This window comes from Parapedobacter koreensis (genome assembly GCF_900109365.1).
Taxonomy (GTDB): Bacteria; Bacteroidota; Bacteroidia; order Sphingobacteriales; family Sphingobacteriaceae; genus Parapedobacter; species Parapedobacter koreensis.
The window spans coordinates 597,882-623,455 of the sequence record NZ_FNZR01000001.1 but is presented as its reverse complement, the minus strand read 5'-3'; the positions used below and the strand labels follow the sequence as shown (position 1 = coordinate 623,455).

The window sequence follows — 25,574 nt, the reverse complement described above, 5'->3', positions numbered from 1 at the left end:
CTGTTATGTTCCCGACCCGGCAAGGTCATCGGATGGCATTGAAAGGATTGCTGAACGATAAATATCCAACAGCAGGGTTTTGTTCCGTTTGGCGGTGTAAAGCTGCTCATACGTAAGCCGAGCACCATTGCCAATACGTTGCCTGGATGCATCATCCATAGCAAGCCACTGCCCCATCTTTTGGCGCAAGGCTTGTGCGTCACCGACTGGAAAGCTAACCCCATTTTGTCCTTCGTATACCATGGACTGCATGGCTCCCAAATCGCTGGCGATGACAGGCGTGCCCGTAGCGAAGGCTTCCAGTAGCGTGATGGGCATGCCCTCGTACCAAATCGAGGGAAAAACGAGGGCTGTGCAACTGGCCAGCTGGCTATCGATGGCTGCCCGTCCTAGCGCGCCAAGGTAGGTAATGTTAGCATGTTTTCCCGCGGTATCCCTGATTTTATCCCGTAGGGGACCATTGCCTGCAATCCGTAGCTGGAAATCCGTACCCTTGAATGCCTCCAGCAATACCGAGATGCCTTTTTCTTCTGTAAGGCGACCGATGAATAGCATGTGTTTTTCCCGTGGTTGTGTCGCTTGGTGGACGTCTGCCACGAAATTCGGTTTTACCATGAATTTTTCCGCAGGTATCCCGAGGGATGAATCGACAAATAATTGTCGAGCGAAATCCGTCAATGCGATGTAACGATCGACCAGTTGCCAGGTGCCTATTTTTTTATGTAGCCAGGTGGTGGTAGCCAGCCAAAATGTTTTGAACATGGAATGGCTGTGTACACCCAAGCGGACGGCTCTCCAAGGATATTGTGCACGTATACTTGCGGTAAACAGCTTTCCGTTGTAAAATAGGGTGGCCGAAGGGCAGAGTAGGCGGTAATTGTGCAACGTCATCACGACCGGGATGCCCATCCGTTTGGCCGCGCGGATGGCAATAGGGCCAATGGCATAGTGTAGGTTATGGATGTGGACAACGTCGGGTTGATGCTGCCGTATTGCCTGTCTTATCCGTCGTGCGGCCCATATGTTCCATGGCGACCATAAAGTCTGCCATACTCCCTGCCACCCTTTTCGGTTGTCGAACGTGATCGATGAAACGGTTTCCGTGGAAGCCAATAAACTCCGTTCCTGCTCGAAAACCACATCCTCGCCGCCGGGATCCTGATAGTGGTTGTGTATGATGAGTATGCGCATGGGGCAACCGTAAAGTAGGCAAAGCTACGAAATGTGCAGGCGTTATTGCGTTTTAAGGTAAAATCCTTATCTTTAAAGCATCATCTAGGCACGATTGTCAAACATAACCATTACCTATGGAAAGAAAATGTTTGGATTGCGGGGAGCTGCTTGCTGGCCGCGCAGATAAAAAATTCTGCGATGATGCTTGCCGCAGCAACTACAACAACAGGCGTAACGCCGAAGAAAATAGCTATCTCCGAAAAGTGAATGGCATCCTGAAACGCAACCGAAGAATCCTCGAAACCCTCAATCCCGAGGGAAAGGTAAAAGTGAGGTGGAAAACGCTGGTTAAAGAAGGATTTAATTTTGATTACATCACCGATATGTACGAGACAGGTAAAGGCCACCAATACCGCTTTTGCTACGAATACGGCTACCTGTTGTTAGATAGCGATGAGGTATTGCTGGTGAAGCGGTCGGGTTGAAAATGGACGAGAAGGATTCACGCAAACATTGGATTGATTCCCTATCTTTGCCGGATGGAGCGGAATACCTTTTCGGATTTCAAGTTCAACAGGCAAATCCTGAATGCGATTGAGGAAGCGGGGTACACCACGCCAACTCCTATTCAGCAAAAGGCCATTCCTCCGGCGCTGGCCGGGCAGGACGTGATGGGTATTGCGCAGACCGGTACGGGCAAAACTGCGGCTTTCGTGCTGCCTATCCTGATGAAGCTCAATTACGCCCAGGGCAACGATGCACGGGCGCTTATCCTTTCGCCGACACGCGAACTGGCCATGCAAATTGAAGAAAACATCCGTTTATTTGCAAAATACACGGATCTGCGTACGGTGGTACTCTATGGTGGCCTCGGCCCCAAGACGCAAATCGCCACACTGGAACAGGGTGTAGATATCATCGTGGCTACACCGGGTCGGTTTCTCGACCTGTATCTAGCTGGGCATATCGTCACCAAATCACTGAAGGTACTCGTGATGGATGAGGCCGATAAGATGATGGATATGGGTTTCATCAGCAAGCTGCACCGGATATTGGAGGTGGTACCCCGTAAACGGCAAAACCTGCTCTTCTCGGCGACCATGAGTGAGCTGGTACATAAGATCGCAGGTGACTTTCTGGCATTCCCTACCATCGTGGAAGTGAGTGAGCAGGCTACACCTGCACAGACGGTAAGGCAAATGCTGTATTATGTGCCCAACCTCAAGACCAAAATCAATTTGCTGCAATATTTGCTCAAAGATGATGATACTTTGCACCGGCTCATCGTGTTTTGCAAAACCAAGATGGTGGCAGACAATGTATTCAGCTTTGTCGAACGAAAGTATGGTACGGAGAATGTCAGGGTAATCCATGCCAATAAAGGACAAAACACGCGCATAAATTCCATCAACGCATTTAAGGAAGGGGATATCCGGATATTGGTCGCCACGGACGTGGCAGCGCGTGGACTGGACGTGAGCAATGTGAGCCACGTCATCAATTTTGACGTACCCATCGTCATTGAGGATTATGTACACCGTATAGGCCGTACGGGCAGGGCATTCCAAACAGGGGATGCCATCACCTTCTGCAATCCTGCAGAAGCGTATTATATCGATAAAATCGAAAAATTAATCCGCCAACAGATTCCGGTATCCGATATCCCCGAAGGGGTCGCGATAGCAGAAACCGGGTTTGACGAACGGCAAGCCATCGCACGGGAGATTGATGCGCAGAAACGTAAGGACAATCCGGATTTCAAAGGAGCTTTCCACGAAAAAAAGGCTGCCAAGCAAAACGTTGGCAAACAAAAAAAAACCGGCCAATTCCAGCGGGTTGCAAAACGAGGGGGAAATGCAGGCAAACCGAAGCCGAGCTGGAAAAAACGATGAGATCACTGCGGATTACACCACTGAATATCGCGTCGGCGTTACTGATGACTTGGTTGCTATGGCAGCTAGTTGCCGGCGAAATTGGTATGGGTACCATTGGTTGGTTTTTGTTACTTTTGCTGATATTGGTGGCAGCCGACCAGTTTTTTAGGTTGATGCTGCGCAGCATCAAACGAGTGTGGATGGCCGAGAGTGTGTTTGTGGTATTTGTGGTGCTGGCGATTTGGATAATGAATGTATGGTAAGGTATGGAACGCGGATAACGCTAAACTAAAACTAAGCATGAAAAAAGCAGAAATAAAACTGACTATTGAACTGGACGACAACAACGTGCCGGATAATATTAACTGGGAATCGACCGATGGCGAAAATAAGGAAGCCCTGCCGGCCAAAGCCATGTTTCTCGCCTTATGGGATCATCACTATAAAAACTCGTTGCGTATCGATCTATGGACAAAGGATATGCCATTGGATGAGATGAAACGCTTTTTCTATGAAACCTTGCAAACATTGGGCGATACCTTCATCCGTGCTGCAGGAGAGGATGCGGTGGCAAAAGCGGTCATCGGCGATTTGCGCGACTATTGTGACCATTTTGCCGAAAAGATGGAAGTGACGCAAAAGCAAAACTAAGCATGAACTACTTTATCGTAAAATCAGAACCGTTCAAATACAGCTGGCAACAATTCCTCAAGGACAAGCAAACCTTTTGGGACGGTGTGCGCAACTATCAGGCACGCAACAATTTGCAAGCTATGAAAGCAGGCGATTTGGTGTTGTTTTACCACAGCAATGAGGGCAAGGAAGTAGTAGGCATTGCCAAAGTGGTGAAGGAGCACTACCAAGATCCTACTACAACCGATGAACGTTGGGTGGTAGTGGATTTGGCACCCGTGGAAACCCTGAAGAAACCCATCACGCTTGAAACGATCAAAGCAGATTCGTTGCTCCAAAACATAGCGTTGGTGCGCCAGGGGCGACTGTCGGTAATGCCGCTCGCACGGGAGGAATTTGACCGTATCGTACAACTCGCGAATGAATAACGTTTATTGTAAATCATTAACCATGTATCACCGTATGTTACAAGCTACGCTTACGCCAGCATTGGTTGCTGCACTCACGGCAGCATTGTCCTTGAACACCTGCTGCACGTATGCACAAGCACAAAATGTGCCCGGCAAAGAACTCATTGGACGCTGGGATATTACCATTGATCGAAACGGTAAGCCTGCGCCTTCGTGGCTGGAGGTCAAGTTATCCGGAAATCATACGCTGGTAGGCAGTTTCGTAAGTACAGAGGGCAGTGCCCGACCGGTTTCGGAAGTGGTGATTGAAAACGGCGCATTTTCGTTCAGCATTCCACCGCAGTGGGAACAGGGAGGTGGCGATCTGGTGGTATCGGGTAGGCTCGTCGGCCCAGGAATTGAAGGTACCGTCACAAAACCCGATGGCAAATCCTACTCATGGGAAGGCGTAAAAGCACCTTATCTGGTGCGTTCGGCCGAACCGGTATGGGCCAATCCTATTGAATTATTTAATGGTAAAGACCTGAACGGATGGAGGGCCCTTGGTGAAAACCAATGGGTCGTACGCGATGGGATATTGACCAGCCCACGCTCGGGATCCAACCTGATTTCCGAGGCCAAATTCACCGACTTCAAACTGCACGTCGAGTTCAGGTACCCTGCGGGAAGCAACAGCGGAATATACCTGCGTGGGCGCCATGAAGTGCAGATTATGGATACCCCGAAAGATGAACATCCTTCCAATGTGCTTTATGGAGGCGTCTACGGGTTCCTTACGCCCAGTGAAATTGCTGCTAAAAGCCCCGGTGAATGGCAGGCCTTTGACATTACGTTGGTGGGCCGGATGGTCACTATCGTAGCCAATGGCAAGACCGTAATAGCCAACCAAGAGATTCCAGGCATTACTGGCGGTGCATTGGATAGCAACGAAGGCGATCCGGGGCCTATCTACATCCAAGGCGACCACGGTCCCGTGGAATTCAGGAAAATCACCATCACGCCCGCGAAATAAAACATTTTCCGGCTGTCTTTGTTGGATACTCAAAAAGCAAACCGTATGGCAAAGACAGTTGGAATTATCTTAATCGTTGTTGGTGCACTCATGCTGGTATGGACCGGCTTTTCGTTTACCCGCGAGGAAAAAGTGGTGGATATCGGCTCTCTGGAGGTTACCGCCGATAAAGAGGAGCAGGTCAACTGGCCTCCTTACGTGGGGGGAATCATTCTGGTAGCTGGTGTAGTCCTGCTGCTTGTCCCGCGGAGAAGATAAGGATAGCAGCTATCTGGCTGATAACTTAGTCTTTTACTACTTCCTTAAATAGCTGTTGAAGTTCTTTTGCGTCTTTTGGCTTCAGCTTCCCGGCCAATATCAACCGGAGTTCGCGGCGCTGGAGCGCTTCATTGTACAATTTTTTTTCATCATCCGTTTCGGGCACCAATTGGGGTACGGTGATTGTCCGGCCATTTTGGTCAATGGCTACAAACGTGTAAAAAGCTTCGTTTGACCGTATTTTGGTGCCGGATGGAATATTCTGTGCCCACACCACGAGACGTACCTCTACAGACGTATTGAATGCGCGGGTGACCTTGGCTTCGATACTGATGACGTCACCCAGTTTTACCGGATGCTTGAAGGACACATTATCCACGGATGCCGTCACCACGATGCGGTTGCAATGCTTTTGGGCGGAAATGGCGGCGGCGATGTCCATCCAATGGAGCAGGCGGCCGCCCATGAGGTTATTCAGTGTATTGGTGTCATTAGGGAGCACCAATTCATTCATAACGGTGAAGGATTCGTGGGCAAACTTCTGAGTCATGCTGCAAAAATGAGATTATTTTTTGTTTTTTAGTTGCCGATCCACCAACGCTAGTCCCTCTGAAAAACTGTGGGGCTCATATCCCAGCACGGTGCGGGCCTTATCCAATAGGAAGCCCGTCCGTTTAGGCCGAGGTGCGGCTTGGTTCAATGTATCGGAGCTCACCTCGCCAATCAGGGATTTATCAAGGCCCCAGTAATCGGCCACTGCTGCCACCAGTTCATGGATGGCGAACATGTCTTTGCCGGAAATGTGGTAGATGCCTTCGGCTCCCTTCGTGGCGGCGAGGATACAGGCCTCCGCCAAATCCTCTGCCAATGTAGGCGTACGCCATTGATCATTCACCACCTTGAGCGGCTGCCCTTTTTCCAGTGCGCCTTTGGCCCACAATACGATATTACTCCGGCTCATATCGGCCACCACGCCATATACCAGTATGGTACGCAGGATGGCCCATTTGCAACTCGACTGTTGGATGATATGCTCGGCGTCCAGCTTGCTTTGGCCATACAGGCTCAACGGGCGCGGTATATCATCCTCCGCGTAAGGACCGTCTTCGCCGTCAAAGATAAAGTCAGTAGATAGGTGGATAAAATGGATGCCGAATTCTTCGCTCAATGAAACCAGTTGAGCCACGGCGACCACATTTAACTGGTGGCAACCTTCGGGGTCATGTTCGCAAGTGTCTACGTTGGTCATTGCTGCCGTGTTGATGATGACTTCCGGCCTGTATTCGGCAATGACATCCCGAAGCCGCGACTCGTCGAGGATATCCAGGTCGATATACCGATAACCTTCCTTTGTGGGATGGCGGTTTTCGCCCCTGGAGGTGGCTATCAGTTCAATGGCCGCACCAGGAAGTGCCAAATCCGTAATTTTTTGGCCTAGCAAGCCATTGCTTCCCGTGACGAGGATTTTTTTTGTATGTAAAGGTGAGCCAGCAATCATATCCGTTTGTCAAAAAGTTGCGCGCCCAAAGATAAGATACTTTTGCGCTATATAAGCCTAAAACTGGCGTTAGTTGCGGAGTGGGTGGCGTACGCCAGTATGCGTCATCTGGACGGGCATGATGTAGCCGTCTTCGTCAAAGTGCATTTCGTCCACACAGGTCACCCGTTCGTTAGCGCCTTTCTTATCCAATGGGCGGCGATGGTATACGATATACCATTGGTCATTGCCGGGTACCTGAATGACGGAGTGGTGGCCCGCACCGGTAGCGATTTCGGGATCTTGCTCCAGGATGGTGGCGACCCGCTTAAACGGGCCGAAAGGGGAGTCCGCGATAGCGTACGCTACTTTATAGTGGGGGCCGCCCCAGCCGCCTTCGGACCACATGAAGTAATAGTTGCCATTCCGCATGAACATGAACGGCCCTTCTACATAGCTTTCAGGGGTCACTTCTTTGTAGATCTCGCCATCGTCGAAAGGCACTAAGCCGGTGAAGTCGTCATTCAGCCGGACGATGTTGCAATGCCGCCATCCGCCGTAATACATATAATAGGTGCCGTCTTTGTCTTTGAATACAAACTGGTCGATGGGCTGTGCGCCATTTACGATGTCATTGATGAGCGGCTTACCCAGTAGGTCTTTGAATGGCCCCTCGGGCCTGTCAGCTACGGCTACCCCAATGCCGCCGACCTGCCCTTCGTGTACGTCATTGGCCGCAAAGAAGAAATAGTATTTGCCGTCTTTTTCCAGCACGCCGGGAGCCCACATGGCCCGCTTGGCCCATTTGACTTCCGCCGTATCGATGATGCGCGGATGCTTGGTCCAGTTGACGAGATCCGGAGAAGAAAAGGCATCGAAGAAGACTTGCTCTTCATAAGGGGCAGAATAGGTAGGGTATACCCAAAACCGATCGCCATAGACGATGCCTTCCGGATCGGCGTACCAGCCGGGAATGATGGGATTTTGCTGGGCAAACAGGGGTTGCGTAAGGCCGGCTATACAAAGCCATGCAAGGGACAGGGTGCAGTATGTACGAAATGTATTCATCGGATATCCGGGTTTGTTTGGCGCTAAAATACATTTTGATTTAGAATTTTGAACAGCCGCAGGGCAAATAAAATATGTTAATGTTCTGCTTCCCAACCGCGATAGCGGGTTTAGCGCCGATATCATAATAATCACATTTTTCTTTTTTTGTTTTTTTCGTAATGCGTAAAGCATAACTTTGGGAACAAAAGGAGATATATATGCAAGACAAATCCGATATAGGCGTCATTGGTATCGCTGTGATGGGGGAAAACCTCATTCTCAATATGGAAAGCAAAGGCTTTCATGTGACGGCTTACAACCGTACAGTGGATAAAGTAGAACGTTTTGTCAATGGCCGGGCAAAAGGCAAAAACATTTATGGGGCCACCTCCATCGAGGATTTAATCGGCTCACTTAAAACACCCCGCAAAATCATGCTGATGGTCAAAGCGGGAAAGCCTGTTGATGACTTCATCGAATTACTGATTCCCCATTTGGAGCCGGGCGACATCATCATTGATGGGGGAAATTCCCATTTCCCGGATACGGAACGCCGCACCAAGTATGTGGAGAGCAAGGGGCTATTATACATCGGTACCGGTGTGTCCGGTGGCGAAGAAGGAGCGCTCTTGGGACCTTCCATTATGCCGGGCGGATCGGCCGCAGCATGGCCGGCCATTAAACCAATTTTCCAGGCCATCGCCGCTAAAGTGGCTGACGGTACGCCCTGCTGCGATTGGGTGGGCATTGGTGGTGCCGGGCATTTTGTCAAGATGGTACACAACGGCATCGAATATGGCGATATGCAGCTTATCAATGAAACATACCACATCATGAAAGAGGTGCTGGGCATGACACCCGACGAGATGCACGAAGTGTTTAAAGAATGGAATGAAGGGGAGTTGGATAGCTACCTGATTGAAATTACGCGGGACATCCTGGCGTTCAAGGATGAGGACGGCTTGCCGTTGGTAGACAAAATCCTCGATACCGCCGGACAGAAGGGAACGGGCAAATGGACGGGTACGGTAGCGCTCGACTTGGGCGTGCCCCTCACGCTGATCGCCGAATCGGTCTTTGCCCGGTGTTTATCGGCACTGAAAGACGAGCGTGTGGCCGCTTCTAACGTGCTACACGGGCCTACGCCGTCGTTTGATGGTGACAGGCAGGCGTTCATCAATGACCTACGCGATGCCCTGTATGCTGCCAAGGTGATTTCCTATGCACAGGGCTTCCAGATGATGGCTGTAGCGGCCAAAGAATATGGCTGGGAGCTCAACTATGGAAGTATCGCCTTGATGTGGCGTGAAGGCTGCATCATCCGCTCGGCATTCCTTGGTAAAATCAAGGAAGCGTTTGATAAAAATCCCGCCTTGCCCAATTTGATATTGGATGATTTCTTTAAGGAGAAAATACAAGCCGCCCAAAGTGGATGGCGGAAAGTGGTGGCGTCGGCGATTACCAATGGTATTCCTGTGCCGTGTATCAGTGCTGGATTGATTTACTACGATGGGTACCGCTGCGAACGGCTGCCGGCCAACTTGCTGCAAGCTCAACGGGATTATTTCGGTGCGCATACCTACGAACGGGTGGATAAGCCCCGGGGGGAATTCTTCCATACGAACTGGACAGGTAGGGGCGGAGAGACATCTTCCACCACCTATGATGTGTAAAACGGGTAATTATATTGCCATTAATAGTAAGCGCGCGTCAAGTTATTCTTGCCGCGCGCTTGATCAATCCTCCACCACTTCGCTATTATAGCTTTCTGGCTCGACGACTTCTTCCTTAAAATAACGTTTTTGGTAAAGCAGGATAAGCGCTACACCTACGGTAATCGCAGAATCGGCAATGTTAAATACTGGTCGGAAAAACAAAAAATCGTCGCCGCCCCATAGCGGCAACCACGTAGGAAATGTTCCAGAGATGATGGGGAAATATAACATGTCCACTACCTTGCCGTGGAGCAAGCTGGAATAGCCACCCCCGGCAGGGAAAAGCTTAGCGGTCTCAAACCAAGTGCTTTCGCTGAAAATCAGGCCATAAAACGTCGAATCGATGATATTGCCCATTGCTCCGGAAAATATCAATGCTACATTGAGAATGAAACCCCGATGGTATTTATGCTTGATCATGTAATGCAAGCCATATCCTATTCCGATAACCGCTGCTATGCGAAACAGGGATAAGGCCAATTTACCGGATTCACCGCCAAATTCGAGGCCGAAGGCCATGCCATTATTCTCGGTAAAGTGAATGATAAACCAATTACCCAAAATTTTGTATTCTTGTCCAAGGGACATATTGAGCTTAATCCAAAATTTGGAAAGCTGGTCTATCAGCAGTACTGAAGCGATCAGTATAAGGGGTTTGGTATAGCCTTTCATAGTTTTAGCTGTCGGCCAATCAGCTTTCAGCTATCAACCATCCAGCCTATTCAATAAAGCCGGAAGCCGATAGCTGAAAGCCGATAGCTGGTTCTAATATTGTTTCAACTTGGCTTCCATGCTCAATGTCGTATGCGGTACGGCACGAAGGCGTTCCTTTTGGATGAGCTTGCCGGTTTCACGGCAAATGCCGTAGGTTTTGTTTTCAATGCGTACCAATGCAGCTTCTAAGTTGTCGATGAATTTTTTCTGCCGGGCAGCCAATTGGTTGGTCTGCTCTTTCTCCAACGTGGCAGAGCCATCTTCTAGGGTCTTGAATGTTCCTGCCGTATCGTCAGTTCCATTGGCGTTGCTAGCGTTCAACGATTTGGTCAAGGCTGACAGTTCCTCTTTGGCTACACGGAGTTTTTCCAAAATAATTTCCTTAAACTCTTGCAACTCTGCATCACTATACCGTGTTTTTTCGCTGTTATTTGCCATATTTTTACACTTTTTCAATTAAAACGTTCAATTCCCTTTCCGCAATTTCTATAGTGTCACCGTTGACAAGGGTATCCTCAAATATCAAAGAGTCTGCCAATATCTCGGTGCGAATATAAGATAAATTAACCGTTGCGGCTTCGGTAATATCCGGTATATTGGTCAAACTCACGTTAATCCGATCCGTTACCTCAAACCCACGTTCTTTACGGAGATTCTGGATGCGATTGACTAATTCGCGGGAAATGCCTTCATTTTTCAGTTCCGGTGTGATGTGGATATCCAGGGCCACTGTGAGTTTACCAAGATTAGCTACCTGCCATCCGGCCACATCCTCAGCAATGATTTCGACATCGGTGAGCTGAATGGTGTATGGTGTGTTGCGTATTGCGATTTGACCGTCATGTTCCAATACGGCAATATCTTCCGGCGTGAATGCTTGGATAGCCGTCGCCACGGACTTCATGTCTTTACCCACTTTCGGACCCAGGGTTTTGAAATTGGGCTTGATTCGCTTTTTGATGATGCCTGAGGTGTCTGTGATAAACTCGACTTCTTTGATATTCGTTTCAGAAAGGACAAGATCTTTTACCTTTTCGACCTGTTGCCGGAAATCCTCGTCCAATACGGGAAGTAAGATTTTGTTGAGCGGTTGCCTTACGTTGATGCCGGTCTTCTTGCGCAGCGAGAGTGTGAGCGATGAAATATCCTGTGCTAGGGCCATACGCTCTTCCAACGCTTTGTCTACCAGATCCGCATGGTATGCCGGGAAATCAGCCAAATGAACCGATTCGGCTTGTTCTTTGCCTGTGGCATTGTTCAGATCCAAATACAACCTATCGCTGAAGAACGGTGCGATGGGTGACATCAGCTTCGCAATCGTATTAAGGCAGGTATAGAGCGTTTGATAAGCCGAGATTTTATCCTCGGTATATTCACCTTTCCAGAAGCGCCTACGGCACAGCCTGACATACCAGTTGCTCAGGTGTTCGTCTACAAACGTCTGTATTGCGCGGGCAGCCTTCGTAGGCTCGAAATCCGCATAGTAGCCGTCTACCTCTTTGGTGAGGCTGTTGAGCAGCGAGCTAATCCAGCGATCTATCTCGGGCCGTGAAGCCAGAGGTAGGTCAGCCTCTTGATAGGCAAACTTGTCGATGTTAGCATACAGCGCAAAAAACGCATACGTATTGTACAGCGTCCCGAAGAATTTGCGGCGCACCTCATCCAGCCCTTCCTCATTGAACTTGAGGTTGTCCCAGGGGGACGCATTGCTGATCATGTACCAGCGCGTGGCATCGGCGCTGTATTTTTCAATGGTGGTAAACGGATCTACGGCATTGCCCAAACGCTTGGACATCTTGTTTCCGTTTTTGTCCAGGACCAAGCCATTGGAGACCACGTTTTTGAAAGCCACGGAATGCCTCAGCATGGTGGAGATGGCATGCAGCGTGAAAAACCACCCACGTGTCTGGTCCACTCCCTCGGCAATGAAATCGGCCGGATAAGCTCCTTCAAAACCGGTTTTGAATGGTGTGTCGCTGCCGACAGCCAACTTTTTGTGATCCAACCCCCATTGCGCAAACGGCATGGCACCGCTATCAAACCAGACGTCGATGAGATCCGGCTCGCGGTAGAGCTTCTGTCCGGCGTCGGATACCAGTACGATGTCATCTACATAAGGTCGGTGCAAATCCAATTCATCAGTGCCGAATTTATGCAGGTATTCCTGTAGCTTCGTTTTTTCTTCGTCGTTGAGCGTGCCCGAAGCGAGGCTGCTTTCGATACGCGCTTTCAACTCCTCGATAGAACCGATGCAGATTTCTTCGTTTTCATCTTCGCTGCGCCAAATCGGTAGGGGAGTTCCCCAGAAGCGTGAACGCGAGAGGTTCCAGTCCACCAGGTTTTCCAGCCAGTTGCCGAAGCGGCCTGTACCCGTGGCTTCTGGTTTCCAATTGATTGTTTTGTTGAGGGCTACCAGCTCATCTTTCATTGCCGTGGTGCGGATAAACCAGCTGTCCAGCGGGTAATAAAGTATCGGCTTGTCCGTGCGCCAGCAATGCGGATAGCTGTGTTCGTATCGTTTGACCTCGAAGGCCTTGTTTTCTTCTTTCAGTTTGATGGCGATGAGCACGTCGGTGGGCTTGAACCCCTCGGCCGCGCGCTCCGCGTCGCTGTAATATTCTTCTTTGACAAAACGGCCGCCAAATTCGCCAATTTCCTTGACGAAGCGCCCACGTTTGTCTACAATGGGTACTTCCTTGCCGTTTTCATCTTTCACGAAGACGCCCGGCACGTCGTTTTCTTTGCTCACTCGGAAGTCATCGGCACCGAAGGTGGCTGATGAGTGCACGATGCCCGTACCGTCTTCAATGGTCACGAAATCACCCGCGATGACACGGAAAGCATGCTGTTCCAGTTCTTCATTGGTGACATAGGGCAGGAGTTGGTGGTACCGAAGATTGAGCAATTCGGAGCCTGAAAATTCAGTACGGATTTCCCAAGGGATGATTTTGTCGCCTTGGTTATAATCTTTTAGTGAGATAGCTTGCCCTTCAGGCTTGAAATACCTTCCTATCAGTTCTTTCGCCAATACTACGCTGACCGGCTCGAATGTGTATGGGTTGAAGGTGCGTACTTTGACGTAGCGAATATCCTTACCCACAACCAAGGCACTGTTAGCAGGCAATGTCCAAGGGGTGGTGGTCCAGGCGAGGATGGCGGTATCTTCATTTTCATCTTCGAAGAGCGCTGCCATAGCAGGATGTACTTGGTCTTTCTTGATGCGGAACTCGGCTACGACGGTCGTGTCTTTTACCGGCCGGTAAGTACCGGGTTGGTTGAGTTCATGTGAGCTAAGCCCCGTGCCTGCGGCAGGAGAATAAGGCTGGATGGTATATCCCTTATACAGCAGCCCTTTTTTATGAAATTCTTTCAATATCCACCACAGCGTTTCGATATATTCATTTTTGTAGGTGATGTATGGGTTTTCCAGATCGACCCAATACCCCATTTTTTCGGTGAGGTCATTCCATACATCGGTGTATTTCATCACTTCCCGACGGCAAGCTGCATTGTAATCGGCCACGGATAGGGTTTTGCCGATATCCTCTTTGGTGATGCCAAGGGTTTTTTCCACGGCAAGCTCAATGGGCAGGCCATGGGTGTCCCAGCCTCCTTTGCGTTTTACCTGATAACCTTTGAGGGTCTTGTAGCGGCAGAAAATGTCCTTAATAGCCCGTGCCATGACGTGATGAATGCCCGGCATGCCATTGGCAGACGGGGGGCCTTCATAGAACGTGTAGGGCTTGCTTGCTGGACGTTGCGTGATGCTTTTTTCAAAGATGTTTTCCGCTTGCCAACGGGCTAATATATCCTTGCCGATTTCGGGTAAATTGAGTTGCTTATATTCCTTGTACATCAATTGTTTGTATTCAAAAAATGAGGATGCAAAGATAGCGAATTAGTACGAAAGGAAAAAGGAAAGGTTTGATTCAGGCGGTTGCTCCTCAACTGGAATCGGTTCGCTTTGCTCCCAATTCCTAGGTTTCGTCTGCAACAGCCTGAATCGCTGGTGGAAAGGAATGGAGGGGAAGGTTTGTTCTCGATGATTACTCCTCGGGATACCTTTAAATACAGCACATAGACAGCTGGGTTACCGATTAGATACCGTTGCATTACCCTGTAGGTAAGGAAAGAGTAAGGAAAGGGTAAAGAAATGGTAAGGAAAGGGTAAGCGAGGGGTAAGGAAGAGGTAAAGGAAAGGTAAGAAACAGGTAAAAAACCGCTAATCAAAGGGTAAACCCTTTAAAAACAGCAAAGCAGTGAATGCAATGGGTTGCTAAGACGATATTACGCCGAGAACGATGACCCGCAGCCACAGGTGCTGGTTGCATTCGGGTTGTTGAACGTGAAGCCTCGGGCATCCAAGCCATTCCGAAAATCGACCTCCATGCCGGCAAGATACAAGCCATGCGCCTTATTCATGAAAATGCGTATTCCCTCAATGTTGTACTCGGAATCGCCCTCTTTCTTTTGGTCGAAACCCAAAATGTAATTCATGCCGGCACAACCACCGCCTTCAACACCTACTCGCAATCCGAAATCATCCGAGATTTCCTGTTGCTCTTTCAACTTCTTAAGCTCCTTGATAGCGCCCGGTGTCAAGGTCAATGGTGCCGTGGGTGAAAGTGTTGCTGTGCTCATCTGCTTATGATAAATTAAATTCAAAATCATACAAAAATACATAAAATTCTCCACTTTTGCAGGGCGACGTGGATTTTGACGTTCTATAAACAAATGATACTTAATGGACATTACATTATTTTTTATCGATCTGATGAAATACATCCTGGCAGGATGCGCTGTTGCGGGCGTAGCAAGTTGGATGTTCTGGACCAAGTACAACAGCTATATTTTCAGGCTGAAATCCTTGGAGGCCAGGCATGCGGCAAGGCAAGAAATACAGCCTTTACGGCTACAGGCTTATGAGCGGCTGGTGTTGTTTGTCGAACGTATCAACCCTTCAAACATGCTATTGCGGATGCATGCCCCAGGGCTAAGTGTCGAGGATTTCCAGCACCTATTAGTCAATGAAATACGTGCGGAATACGAGCACAACATCACCCAGCAACTCTATGTGAGCACCACCGCATGGGCCATTGCCAAACAGCTCAAGGACAATACGGTCGCACTCATCCGCAATGCCGGGGCAGGCTTGCCGGCAACAGCCAGTGCGAAGGAATTCAGCACGGTTGTGCTTGGCCACATTAGCGTATTGGATGAAAACCCATATGACTTGGCACTGAAAACCATCAAAAGTGAGTTGGAAGGTTGAATATTGTATTCAAGTTTATATCTTTGCGCAACTTTTTAACATTCAATTCTTTGTATCATAATGAGAAGGGACGAAACCATTTTTAATTTAATCAACCAAGAGCTCGCACGCCAGGAAGAAGGTATTGAACTCATTGCATCGGAAAACTTCGTGAGTAAACAGGTGATGGAGGCCGCAGGCTCGGTGCTGACCAATAAGTATGCCGAAGGCCTGCCTGGAAAGCGTTACTATGGCGGTTGCGAGATCGTCGACGAGGTGGAGACTATCGCCATTGAACGTGCAAAGCAGCTCTTCAACGCCGAATGGGTGAATGTGCAGCCACATTCCGGTGCACAGGCCAATGCTGCCGTGTTTCTGGCGCTGTTGCAGCCTGGCGACAAGATTTTGGGTTTCGATCTCTCCCACGGTGGACACCTTACACACGGCTCCCCTGTTAATTTTTCAGGAAAGCTTTACCAACCTTTGTTTTACGGCGTAGATAAAGAAACCGGCTTGATAGCTTATAAACAATTGGAAGAAATTGCATTGCAGGAAAAGCCGAAAGTGATCATCTGTGGTGCCTCGGCTTATTCCCGGGATTGGGATTATGCCTTCATACGCCAGGTGGCTGATGAAATCGGTGCGCTGGTGGTGGCCGATATTTCGCATCCGGCCGGACTTATAGCCCGTGGGCTGCTGAATGATCCGCTTCCGCACTGCCATGTGGTGACTACCACTACCCATAAAACCCTCCGTGGCCCCCGTGGTGGGCTGATTATGGTGGGCAAGGATTTCGAAAATCCCTGGGGCATCAAAACACCTAAGGGCGAAATCCGCAGTATCACCTCCTTGCTGGATCTGGCGGTATTTCCCGGCACACAAGGAGGGCCTTTGGAGCATATTATTGCCGCGAAAGCCATTGCATTCGGCGAAGCACTCAGCGAAGAATACATGGAATACATCATCCAGGTGAAGAAAAATGCAGCCACCTTGGCGAAAGTATTTGTAGATAAGGGGTATAACATCATTTCTGGTGGTACCGATAACCACCTCATGCTGATAGACCTCCGCAATAAAGGTATTAGTGGCAAGGCCGCAGAAGTGGCATTGGGCAAGGCAGGCATTACCATCAATAAAAACATGGTTCCGTTTGATGACAAGTCCCCGTTTGTAACTTCCGGTATCCGCTTAGGTACAGCAGCTATCACCACACGCGGGCTTAAAGAAGATCGGATGGTTGAAATAGCCGAAATGATCGATGTAGCACTGATCAAGCATGATGATGATACTGCTTTGGGCAAAATCCACAACAAAGTGAAAATGCTGATGGCTGAGTATCCGTTGTATAAGTAAGCAAGTAATTCTGATATCCGAAAGGCGCTGCTTCCAGAGGTGGCGCCTTTTTTATGTGGAAGAAATAATTAGCCTATGGCGAAAACAGCCGGGTAATGTCGTCCTTTTTCTTCCGGGCAATGGGTACTTGGCTACCGTCTTCCATGGTGATGTACCCGCCATCGGTTTTTACATACGATGATATTTTGTTGCGGTTGATTAAATGTGATTGATGTGTGCGGATAAACCCTTGGGGTTCCAGTAGCTCGTGATATTCCTTGAGTGTCTTGCAAACCAGAAAATGAGCGCCATGATGTAGGTAGAAATGGGTGTAGTTGCCTTCTGCTTCCAGGCGGATAATGTGTTGTATACGGATAAATTCGATTTTGTCAGACAGTGGTAGTGCAATACGCTTTTCGTTTGGCTGCCTATCCATGTTGGCTACCAATTCCTTGAGACGTAGGTTTTCCTGCTTGCGTGTCACGTATGCTTTTGCCTTTTCCACGGCCTTCATCAGTTCGACAATGTGGATCGGTTTGAGGAGGTAATCCACTGCACACGCCTTAGCAGCTTGAATGCCATATTGATCGTATGCCGTCACGAAAACCACTTCGAAATCATGGCTGCCATTGAGGGACTGCAATAGGTCGAACCCGGTACCATCTGGCAGTTCGATGTCGAGGAAAAGCAGTTCGGGTTGCAATCGATTCGCCGCCAGCAATGCTTCTGTTACCGATGCCGCTTCGCCTTCAATAGCCACATCGGGACAATAGGTGGTCAGCAGATTACGGAGGTTCTGCCTACCAGAGGCTTCATCATCCACGATAATACTACGCAATGCCATGTTAATCCATCATCAGCGTGATCGTTGCTGTTGCTCCTCCGATCTTGCCATTTTCTATGCGGTTTTGGAGGGTCAAATTAGTATTTTTTTCCGTATTATTAAAATTTCGGACACGTTCTTCCACCAGTTTCAACCCCATACCATTGCCTTGGCGGTACACTTGCCCCTCAACGGGCAGTCCGGTGCCGTTGTCGGCGACCGTGACGGTCAACCCACAATTGGTGTGTTCAATAGCGATGGTAAGGCATGCTTTTCGCCGTTTTTGGGCGAAACCATGGACGATACTATTCTCCACCAAGGGCTGGATGATCATGCTGGGTATCTCAATAAGTTCAGGACTGACGTCGTCCGGTACGTGAATCCGGTATGTAAAATCAAAGCGGAGTTGTTCGAGCCGACAATAATGCTCCACGGCTTCGAGTTCGTCTGACAAGGATACCCCTGGTTTTTCTGAATTGTTAAGTACGCCGCGTAGTAGCGAGGCAAATTCCGCAAGATAAATATTGGCATCCCGGAAGCGGTTTTCGGTGATAAGGGATTGTATTGAATTGAGTGCATTGAAGATAAAATGTGGATTCATCTGCGATCGTAGGGCCTTGATCTCCAGTTGCTGGATGCGGTGTTTCATCGCTTCCCTTTTCTTCAATGCCTGTGTGCGCCGTCTGTTGGTCACGCCGATAACCAATGTAGTGAGCAGGATGGACACGAATGTCCATCCTGCTATTTTCCTAAACTCAGCTGTTTGTGCTTTGGTAAACCGATGAGCTTTCCTGGCTTTGTCCAGCAGTTCTTCTAACTTTACTGGATAACTGTTAGTCCCGGGATAACTGATAGTTTGCATCGTTGGGACTACATCATTGGTCCTTCGATAGGTGGGTTGCAGATTCCCGGCCACAACCCTTAACCAGGGATCGAGGACAAACCACTTGGATGAATATCCGGATGTGCCAATGGGACCGATGTCTTTTGGATGGTGAGCCAGTTCCAGTAATTCCACGTTAGGAATACCTTGGAAAAGGCTATCATGGAGCACGCTGGGGACATCGGGTTGTTGGCGGATTTGTGCAATGACAAATTGTACATCACTGTTCGTTTTGTCCTTGATGAAAGCTGCATAGGCAGCAAGTTCAGTAGGAACAAAGAATTCGCTAACGATCAGACACAGGGGTTTGCCTTTGTATCGGCTGAGCTCGACGGATGAACCATCCAGCAACGGCAACGCCAGCAGGGACGCTGAAATACCGGGCTCCCATTGTTCGTTCCAAGCCCATTCACGTTTGAGGTTATTGGTCATGGCCGAGTCTTGGCAGTTTTTCATGAAGTCTTCATAATAGGGTTTGATGCGCTGGTTGGTGTGCCAATCACTACCACTGATAGCCCGTTTCAAAAAGGTATGCAATGTTTTGTATTGGGTGTGACCGCTGGACGTGGCGATGATAAATGGAAAAACCCTCAAAAAGTCATCGTCCCATATTGGGGCCACGCCAATACGGGCCTGATAATATTGCACCAGCCAAGTATGGTAATCCGGACGGATGATGGTATTGGCATCGCCACTGGAGGCTTCCATGGTGTCGATGTCTGTAAAGAAATCCTTCGGGAAATCGGAAAACGGTACTTGGGCATCTTGGTGGCTTTTGTAGTGGACGGTGCTCAAAAACTGGAGCTTGGACGTAGCCAACGCAAAGGCCCATTCCCTTCGGTAGTAATTGATGGCATCCGGTGACGCGTTGTCAAGGTAGTTTTCAAACAGCTGCTGTGCCTTCCGATTCTCCTCTTGTATGAAGGCATGGAATGCGTCGGTATCCTTCTGGCGCATCACGGTGGATAGCTTGCCGCTTCCCCATCCGCTTTGTTCCATGAGCAATTCGCCGATGCGTTGTGCCAATTCGCTGTTTTGGGCGGCGTTGCCAGCAAACGCGTAGGTGTCAGCCATATCCCTGGCATCGGTTGTAAGGGTCAGCGTGTCGCCTGGCGAAAGGAAGATCGTGAGTGCTTGGTCCCCATACAGAAAGAATAGGGATGTTGCGGTTTCCAAGTGCACCGATTCCTCGAACGAACCGCCTTCACCCATGGTCTGGGGAGTCAATACGCGGTGTTCGGTGCCTGAAAACTTATATGGGGTAGCTATAGGTGTTGCAACGGTATGATGTTTTATGTTTCCCTTGATTGTCGCATTGCCGGGTATGTCAAACGAAGCAGCTACCATCACCAAATTCAGTCCGGAAGAAGTCTTGATGAGCGAAGGCACCCGACTGTCGATAAGCCGGAAGAGGTGGCATTGGATATCTTCGGTGAAGCCGATATCTTCTTTGAGAAATGCGCCTTGCTGTCGGCTGTCTTGTATACGGGCTGTTACTTCCGTTTCGTCCGGCAGGTGGAACGTCTTGGCGGCTTCTTTTCCTTGCGGTATGGTCATGAGGTTGACCAACAAGGCGAGCATATCATCCCGAAAAGTTTCGGTGATGATACGGACCTTTGTGCCGAAGTCAGTAATCTTGCCGGTCTGGCCAAGTTGCGTAGTGTGAGGGGCACCGTCGCGTTGAAGTTGGATAGTACCATCTGGTGTCAACTCAAGCAGGTAAGTAGGCAACGTATCGAGTGATGTTTTTCCTTGTTCGTATAAGGGATAAAAGGAATCATAGCCACTTTTGGGGAAAGGCCTGGTCTGTTGTGTAGCCGCCATTTCGTGTCGGTAACGGATGAGTTGGATACCATAAATTTGATGGCCATTTGTGGCCGTCTGCTGTAGCGTAAACCGCAGCCAATAGATGGATTTTTGCCGCGTATCCTTATTGACTTGGTGCAAGCGGCGGTTGTATTCGGGAGTTAAATCCACATCGGCCCTCATTACGAACCAATCACCTTTTTGAAGGTTGAATAAAGATTTGCCGTCTTGAGCTGCAACGTGGTTGAAAATGGTGCTAGCACCCAGCAGCAACAAAAATTTTAATTTCAATATCATAATACCATATGTTGATTTCCTGCAAAACAGCAAAAAAACAAAGGATGAAACGGCCTTCATTTAGCAAACGAACGGTCTGACTAAATAATTGGCCGCATTGGATGAACATCACAAGGGAAGTAAAGATATAAAAACCCGGATAATGAGCGGATGGTTGTTACAAATATGCTGGTTTATCACCCCAGTTGATGAAAATTCAACAAAAGCTTTGAAGTTCTGAAAATTTTGCTTTTTTTTGGCTTTACTAACGAAACCATTAATAAGGAGAACCGCTATAGGAGATACGACTACAAAAGAAAAAGTTACTTATTTGTTGAAAATAGTAAAAAGTGAAGGTAGCGTATTATGAAGCTTGAACAACGAACAGATCAGGAACTCATCCGTCTGTATGTGTCTGGTGATGAGATGGGATTGGAGGTTTTGATAGATCGGTATAAATCTAAAATCTACACATCCATTTACTTACTGGTGAAGGATGAATACTTAGCGGAAGATATTTTCCAGGACACATTTATCAAAGTAATCAATACCCTTAGAAGCGGTCGCTATAACGAAGAAGGTAAGTTCCTGCCGTGGGTGATGCGCATCGCGCACAACTTAGTGATTGACTATTACCGGAAGGAACGCCGCACACCTGTGGTGGTCACCAGTGAGGGGTTTGATATTTTTGATGTACTGCATTTTGCGGACGAAAGCGCGGAAACCCGGATGATTCGCGAACAGACCTACAAAGATTTAAGGAAAATGATCCAATTGCTTCCCGATGATCAAAAAGAAGTGCTCATCATGCGCCATTATGGCGAAATGAGCTTCAAGGAAATCGCGGATGTAACGCAGGTAAGTATCAATACAGCGCTGGGTAGGATGCGTTATGCGCTGAACAACTTGCGCAAGATGATGTATGGAAAGGAATTGGCCTTGAAAATCGGATGATTTCAGGCAAATAATTTCCCTTGGATAAACGGCGGGAGCAAACCCAAGAAATCAAATTTTCGAACGACGGCATAGCGGGATTGGATACCTGCTGCGCGTTTTAATAACACCATGTTGTTTGCCCTGAATGTATCATGGTAGCGTGTCCTTTTCCAAATGGGCCATATTATTTCATGCTGAGCAGGCGTGAGGTTGCGTGCAATCGTTATATGAGGTTTGGCAGCAAAATATGGGGCAAGATGTTTGGCTCCACTCAACAAAGGCCGGAGTTCTTGTTTATGGGTGGCTACGAGTTGAAGGATTGGATCGGCTGATTTGACATCGATGAATAAGGTATGTCCGAAACTACCGAAATTTTGCAGCTCAACCTCAAAAGGCTGTATTGAATTGGCAAGCTGCTGAAGCTTTTGGACGATACGTTGCTCTACGTGTTCATGTTGAAGAAACCTCATTAGTGTAATGTGGCCTCTTGAAACAATCGCATTGTGATAACGATGATTTTTTATAAAATATCGCTTAAACGCTTGTATTTGTTTTTGCGCTTGATCAATGGGCTCGATAATCAGCAGATACTCCTGTAAATGGTATCCTAAAGGATAAGGAAGTTCGGTAACCATGATGTCTAATATTTTTAGTAAAAATAATAACTTAGTTTTGTTTGGCCAAACAATCTCTAATTTTTACTAAAAATATTAACAAATGTTTATACGCGTTTTTTCAAGGAGATGGTCTGTTGAGTCTGGGATACCACTGTAATGGTTGTTGACGTGAACGTTAGCGCGGTCGTATCATAGTTGTTTTTTACAAAACGTGCGACCAATGAGAATGCGGCGGCCATGATACCTTGGCCCCGATAGGAGGGGGTAATGGAACCTTCAACGACTAAGCTATCGTCCCGTTTGTTGCCATAACGTAATGCGCAATCGCCGATAATGGTATCGGGGCAGCTCCCTAAGCGGATAGTCCATACCATCTCACAGGCTGAGACAATACGTTGGGTGAAACTTTCAGGCGTATCCTCCGGTTGGATAGGATGATTCTGAAAATGTTCATCACCCGTGGCTTCCCTATGCAAGCCAAAGAATGCCTTAACATCAGTATGGGTCAATACCTTTAACACTACACCGTTGCCGGAAAGCACGTGGTGATCGTCGCTGCTTTCGATGCGGACGGAGTTAAGGATTTGTATTATCCTATCGACAATAAACAGCATTTGTGCAGTAGTTTATTCATTGTACAAACATAAGGGGTGGGTTCGTGGATAAAAATGGGTAGATATGACAATATACGGGGGTAGATGCGACAACCTGAGGTCATCAGGGATAATAAAGACACCCCATTGGCGGCAGGCCCCGACTGGCGTCGAGAACCTGCGCCTGGGTTCTGCACACATAGAATTTTAAATACGTTTAATAATACAATTCCAATAGCCTAAACTATCGGTTTGTCAATAAATGGCATGCGGCCTTATGCTTTTGGTTCTTTTGATGCGCTAAAGATAATTATTTAAAATTATTTTTCCTAATTTTTTGTCTTAAATCAGTTAAAAAATCACTTAGATGGATTTTTTTTGGGTATTGTCCGTGTAATGCTATAAAGTTAGCAAGTCGCGCGTTGTATTTGCCATCGCATCTCCTTACCTTAGCCGGACAAAATCACATGCAGTATGAGTCATATTGAAACGGATTTAATCCATTCAGGGAAGGCCTTTAATGAAACCCGTTCAGTCATTCCCCCCATATATCAAACCGCCACCTATTTTGCTGATGACAATCCGGAGGAATACCTTAAGACGGCTACAATGGCACGCCATCCTTATTTTTACCATCGCCATGGCAATCCGGTAAGCAGCCAGACTGCAGAACTGGTGGCCAAGTTGGAAGGCACAGAAGCTGCCCTGCTGACGGCTACTGGAATGGCCGCTGTCAGCACCGCTGTATTATCCGTAGTGAAAGCAGGTGATCACGTGGTAGCGCAGCAATCGCACTATTCGGCGGCAAGTGTATTGCTGAAAGAAGTGTTGCCACAATTCGGCATCGAAGTGTCTTATTTTGATCAGGGGGATAATGCCTCGCTTGAAGCTGCCATACAGCACAATACCACGCTGATTTACCTTGAAACGCCTTCCAATCCCAATCTGGCCATCACGGATCTGGCCTATGTGGGTGCGGTGGCAAGGAAAAAGGGCATTACTACGGTTTGTGACAATACATTTGCAAGTCCCATCAACCAACGGCCCGGCGATTTTGGCATTGATATCATTGTGCACAGTGCTACCAAGTACTTAGGTGGTCACAGTGATTTGACCGCAGGCGTTATCTGTGGCACATTGGAGGCGGTGAATAAGGCATGGAAGAAATTGCTTTCATTGGGCGGTTCCTTAGCGCCTTTTGATGCTTGGCTGTTGTTGCGGGGATTGCGCACGCTGTCACTTCGTGTCAACCAAATCAATACAAATGCATTGGCGCTCGCCCAATGGTTTGAAGCCCATCCACTTATCAGGCGTGTACTTTACTGCGGCCTGCCCTCGCACCCGCAGTATGAATTAGCCCGGCGACAAATGAAAGGCTTCACGGGAATGCTTTGCGTGGAAATAGCGGGCCAGGATGAGCAGGAGCAATTCGCCCGTGCGCAAACGGTATTAAATAACCTACGGCTCTTTGCCAATGCGGCAAGCCTGGGTGGCGTAGAATCCCTTGTGGTGCATCCGGCAAGCATGTGGGGCATGCACCACTCGCCGGAGCAAAAACTGAAGGCAGGCATCAATGATGGTATGTTGCGCATCTCGGTAGGCATTGAGCATGTGGAAGATTTGATTGGGGATTTTGAGCAAGCGCTGAATAAAATATGAGATTTGAGATAAAAGATCGGATCCGACGCTTCCCTGTTTAATGCCTGTTGTCTAATATCTCAAAAATCCTTATTTTAGCACGCCATGACTAAACACAAGATACTTTCATTCGGGGAATTGCTATTGAGGTTGAGCTCATCGGGATCTTCATTTTTGGGGGAAAACAGCCAGGTGGTGGTTTTCCCGGGTGGTTCTGAAGCCAACGTAGCGGCATCATTAGGGCAGTTGGGCATTGCGTGTAGCTACCTGAGCCGAGTACCGGACAATGAACTGGCTTGGCAGGCGTTATCTGCCCTGAAAGATCTCGGTGTCGATGTATCGACTACATTGTTCGAAGGGGATCGGCTGGGTCTCTATTTTTTATTGTCCGCTAACGGCCTCAGTAAGGGTGACGTGGTGTATGACAGAAAATATTCAACCTTTAGCCAATTGCAGCCCGGAGAAATCGATTGGGAAACGATGCTGGCAGATTATACTTGGCTGCATTGGAGTGCCCTCACTCCTGCATTGAGTGCGCCATTGGCGGCTGTTTGCCAGGAAGCGCTGGAAGTGGCATATCGCAAGGGGTTGGTCGTATCTGTTGACCTTAACTACCGCAATAAGTTGTGGAACTACGGGCAGCAACCCATTGAGGTTATGCCGTCGTTGCTTCAGTATTGTGACGTCGTGATGGGCAACATTTGGGCCGCGAATAAAATGGTGGGTAGCTCCGTACTGGAAACGCTGACGAGGGATACCCCTTCTGAAGTGTATTTTGAACATGCCAAGGACTCCGCCCAGGAGGTGTTCGAACTGTTGCCCCGATGCAAGCACGTTGCTTATACCTTCCGCTTCATGGACTCGGCAACGCACAACCTGCTGTATGGTACGTACCATACACGGGAAGCGGACTACATCTCATCCATCAATGAAACAAACAACGTGGTCGATCGTATCGGCAGCGGCGATGCCTTCATGGCTGGCTTGATTTATGCGTTGGTGAATGATAAAGATGGGCAGGATATCATTGATACAGCCACGGCAGCGGGATTTAAGAAATTGTTTGTCAAAGGCGACTTTGGCAATGGTAACCTGTAGGGAGG

General features: G+C 48.5%; 25 protein-coding genes. 13 read left to right on the top strand and 12 right to left on the bottom strand.

The window, feature by feature from the left end:
• Positions 1-3 precede the first annotated feature (3 nt).
• Positions 4-1,191: a glycosyltransferase family 4 protein gene (locus BMW65_RS02560; protein WP_090602511.1), complete on the bottom strand. Its 1,188-nt coding sequence runs from the start codon at positions 1,189-1,191 to the stop codon at positions 4-6.
• Positions 1,192-1,307: 116 nt separating this feature from the next.
• On the opposite strand from BMW65_RS02560, the gene BMW65_RS02555 reads away from it, so the two are divergent.
• Genes BMW65_RS02555 through BMW65_RS02525 form a run of 7 tightly spaced genes read left to right on the top strand, consistent with a single transcriptional unit; the run spans position 1,308 to position 5,360 of the window.
• Positions 1,308-1,658, top strand: coding sequence for a hypothetical protein (locus BMW65_RS02555; RefSeq protein ID WP_090602509.1), 351 nt, complete (start codon positions 1,308-1,310; stop codon positions 1,656-1,658).
• A 54-nt stretch (positions 1,659-1,712) separates the two neighbouring features.
• Positions 1,713-3,065, top strand: a complete 1,353-nt coding sequence (locus tag BMW65_RS02550; RefSeq protein ID WP_090602508.1) for a DEAD/DEAH box helicase — start codon at positions 1,713-1,715, stop codon at positions 3,063-3,065.
• Complete coding sequence (locus tag BMW65_RS02545) at positions 3,062-3,310, top strand: hypothetical protein (protein ID WP_143053776.1); 249 nt, start codon at positions 3,062-3,064, stop codon at positions 3,308-3,310. The genes BMW65_RS02550 and BMW65_RS02545 overlap by 4 nt, the downstream gene beginning before the upstream one ends.
• 37 nt (positions 3,311-3,347) lie before the next feature.
• Entirely contained in the window at positions 3,348-3,698 is a 351-nt protein-coding gene (gene gldC / locus BMW65_RS02540) for a gliding motility protein GldC (protein WP_090602962.1), read from the top strand.
• Positions 3,699-3,700: 2 nt separating this feature from the next.
• A complete protein-coding gene (locus BMW65_RS02535; RefSeq protein ID WP_090602505.1) occupies positions 3,701-4,108 on the top strand; it encodes an EVE domain-containing protein in 408 nt (135 codons plus the stop codon).
• Between the two features lie 22 nt (positions 4,109-4,130).
• On the top strand, positions 4,131-5,102 hold the full coding sequence (locus tag BMW65_RS02530) for a 3-keto-disaccharide hydrolase (RefSeq protein WP_245747467.1): 972 nt from the start codon (positions 4,131-4,133) through the stop codon (positions 5,100-5,102).
• A 45-nt stretch (positions 5,103-5,147) separates the two neighbouring features.
• Complete coding sequence (locus tag BMW65_RS02525) at positions 5,148-5,360, top strand: hypothetical protein (RefSeq protein ID WP_090602502.1); 213 nt, start codon at positions 5,148-5,150, stop codon at positions 5,358-5,360.
• Positions 5,361-5,385: 25 nt separating this feature from the next.
• Here BMW65_RS02525 and BMW65_RS02520 read toward each other — a convergent pair whose 3' ends face one another.
• The 3 genes from BMW65_RS02520 to BMW65_RS02510 form a co-directional block, all read right to left on the bottom strand.
• Positions 5,386-5,910, bottom strand: a complete 525-nt coding sequence (locus BMW65_RS02520; RefSeq protein WP_090602500.1) for an acyl-CoA thioesterase — start codon at positions 5,908-5,910, stop codon at positions 5,386-5,388.
• 15 nt (positions 5,911-5,925) lie between these two features.
• Positions 5,926-6,858, bottom strand: a complete 933-nt coding sequence (locus BMW65_RS02515) for an SDR family oxidoreductase (RefSeq protein ID WP_090602498.1) — start codon at positions 6,856-6,858, stop codon at positions 5,926-5,928.
• 69 nt (positions 6,859-6,927) lie between these two features.
• On the bottom strand, positions 6,928-7,905 hold the full coding sequence (locus tag BMW65_RS02510; protein WP_090602960.1) for a glycoside hydrolase family 43 protein: 978 nt from the start codon (positions 7,903-7,905) through the stop codon (positions 6,928-6,930).
• A 200-nt stretch (positions 7,906-8,105) separates the two neighbouring features.
• Here BMW65_RS02510 and gnd point away from each other — a divergent pair, with 200 nt between their 5' ends.
• Complete coding sequence (gene gnd / locus BMW65_RS02505; RefSeq protein WP_090602496.1) at positions 8,106-9,560, top strand: decarboxylating NADP(+)-dependent phosphogluconate dehydrogenase; 1,455 nt, start codon at positions 8,106-8,108, stop codon at positions 9,558-9,560.
• 63 nt (positions 9,561-9,623) lie between these two features.
• On the opposite strand, the gene BMW65_RS02500 is transcribed toward gnd, so the two are convergent.
• The 4 genes from BMW65_RS02500 to BMW65_RS02485 all read right to left on the bottom strand — a co-directional run bounded on the left by BMW65_RS02500 (position 9,624) and on the right by BMW65_RS02485 (position 14,957).
• A complete protein-coding gene (locus tag BMW65_RS02500; RefSeq protein WP_090602494.1) occupies positions 9,624-10,274 on the bottom strand; it encodes a lipoprotein signal peptidase in 651 nt (216 codons plus the stop codon).
• Between the two features lie 93 nt (positions 10,275-10,367).
• A complete protein-coding gene (locus tag BMW65_RS02495; protein WP_079715021.1) occupies positions 10,368-10,754 on the bottom strand; it encodes a TraR/DksA family transcriptional regulator in 387 nt (128 codons plus the stop codon).
• Positions 10,755-10,758: 4 nt separating this feature from the next.
• On the bottom strand, positions 10,759-14,172 hold the full coding sequence (gene ileS, locus BMW65_RS02490; protein ID WP_090602493.1) for an isoleucine--tRNA ligase: 3,414 nt from the start codon (positions 14,170-14,172) through the stop codon (positions 10,759-10,761).
• 431 nt (positions 14,173-14,603) lie between these two features.
• Positions 14,604-14,957 (bottom strand): HesB/IscA family protein, encoded by a 354-nt coding sequence (locus BMW65_RS02485; RefSeq protein WP_090602491.1) that lies wholly within the window; start codon positions 14,955-14,957, stop codon positions 14,604-14,606.
• A gap of 103 nt (positions 14,958-15,060) precedes the next feature.
• Here BMW65_RS02485 and BMW65_RS02480 point away from each other — a divergent pair, with 103 nt between their 5' ends.
• Together BMW65_RS02480 and glyA are read left to right on the top strand one after the other, a co-directional pair.
• Entirely contained in the window at positions 15,061-15,588 is a 528-nt protein-coding gene (locus tag BMW65_RS02480) for a DUF7935 family protein (protein WP_090602489.1), read from the top strand.
• Between the two features lie 60 nt (positions 15,589-15,648).
• The gene (gene glyA, locus BMW65_RS02475) at positions 15,649-16,920 is read left to right on the top strand and encodes a serine hydroxymethyltransferase (protein ID WP_090602487.1); all 1,272 of its coding nucleotides are present in this window, start codon (positions 15,649-15,651) and stop codon (positions 16,918-16,920) included.
• 73 nt (positions 16,921-16,993) lie between these two features.
• Here glyA and BMW65_RS02470 read toward each other — a convergent pair whose 3' ends face one another.
• Positions 16,994-17,743 carry a LytR/AlgR family response regulator transcription factor gene (locus BMW65_RS02470; RefSeq protein WP_177180966.1) on the bottom strand — a complete coding sequence of 250 codons (750 nt, stop codon included), beginning with the start codon at positions 17,741-17,743 and terminating at the stop codon, positions 16,994-16,996.
• A gap of 1 nt (position 17,744) precedes the next feature.
• Positions 17,745-20,708 carry a sensor histidine kinase gene (locus BMW65_RS02465; protein ID WP_177180965.1) on the bottom strand — a complete coding sequence of 988 codons (2,964 nt, stop codon included), beginning with the start codon at positions 20,706-20,708 and terminating at the stop codon, positions 17,745-17,747.
• Between the two features lie 345 nt (positions 20,709-21,053).
• On the opposite strand from BMW65_RS02465, the gene BMW65_RS02460 reads away from it, so the two are divergent.
• The gene (locus BMW65_RS02460; protein ID WP_090602482.1) at positions 21,054-21,641 is read left to right on the top strand and encodes an RNA polymerase sigma factor; all 588 of its coding nucleotides are present in this window, start codon (positions 21,054-21,056) and stop codon (positions 21,639-21,641) included.
• 2 nt (positions 21,642-21,643) lie between these two features.
• Here BMW65_RS02460 and BMW65_RS02455 read toward each other — a convergent pair whose 3' ends face one another.
• Both BMW65_RS02455 and BMW65_RS02450 read right to left on the bottom strand, forming a co-directional pair.
• Positions 21,644-22,258 carry a 2'-5' RNA ligase family protein gene (locus BMW65_RS02455; protein ID WP_090602481.1) on the bottom strand — a complete coding sequence of 205 codons (615 nt, stop codon included), beginning with the start codon at positions 22,256-22,258 and terminating at the stop codon, positions 21,644-21,646.
• A gap of 86 nt (positions 22,259-22,344) precedes the next feature.
• Entirely contained in the window at positions 22,345-22,854 is a 510-nt protein-coding gene (locus tag BMW65_RS02450; protein ID WP_090602479.1) for a GNAT family N-acetyltransferase, read from the bottom strand.
• A gap of 453 nt (positions 22,855-23,307) precedes the next feature.
• Here BMW65_RS02450 and BMW65_RS02445 point away from each other — a divergent pair, with 453 nt between their 5' ends.
• Positions 23,308-24,492 carry a trans-sulfuration enzyme family protein gene (locus tag BMW65_RS02445; RefSeq protein ID WP_090602477.1) on the top strand — a complete coding sequence of 395 codons (1,185 nt, stop codon included), beginning with the start codon at positions 23,308-23,310 and terminating at the stop codon, positions 24,490-24,492.
• Between the two features lie 84 nt (positions 24,493-24,576).
• Positions 24,577-25,569: a sugar kinase gene (locus BMW65_RS02440; RefSeq protein WP_090602475.1), complete on the top strand. Its 993-nt coding sequence runs from the start codon at positions 24,577-24,579 to the stop codon at positions 25,567-25,569.
• Positions 25,570-25,574 lie beyond the last annotated feature (5 nt).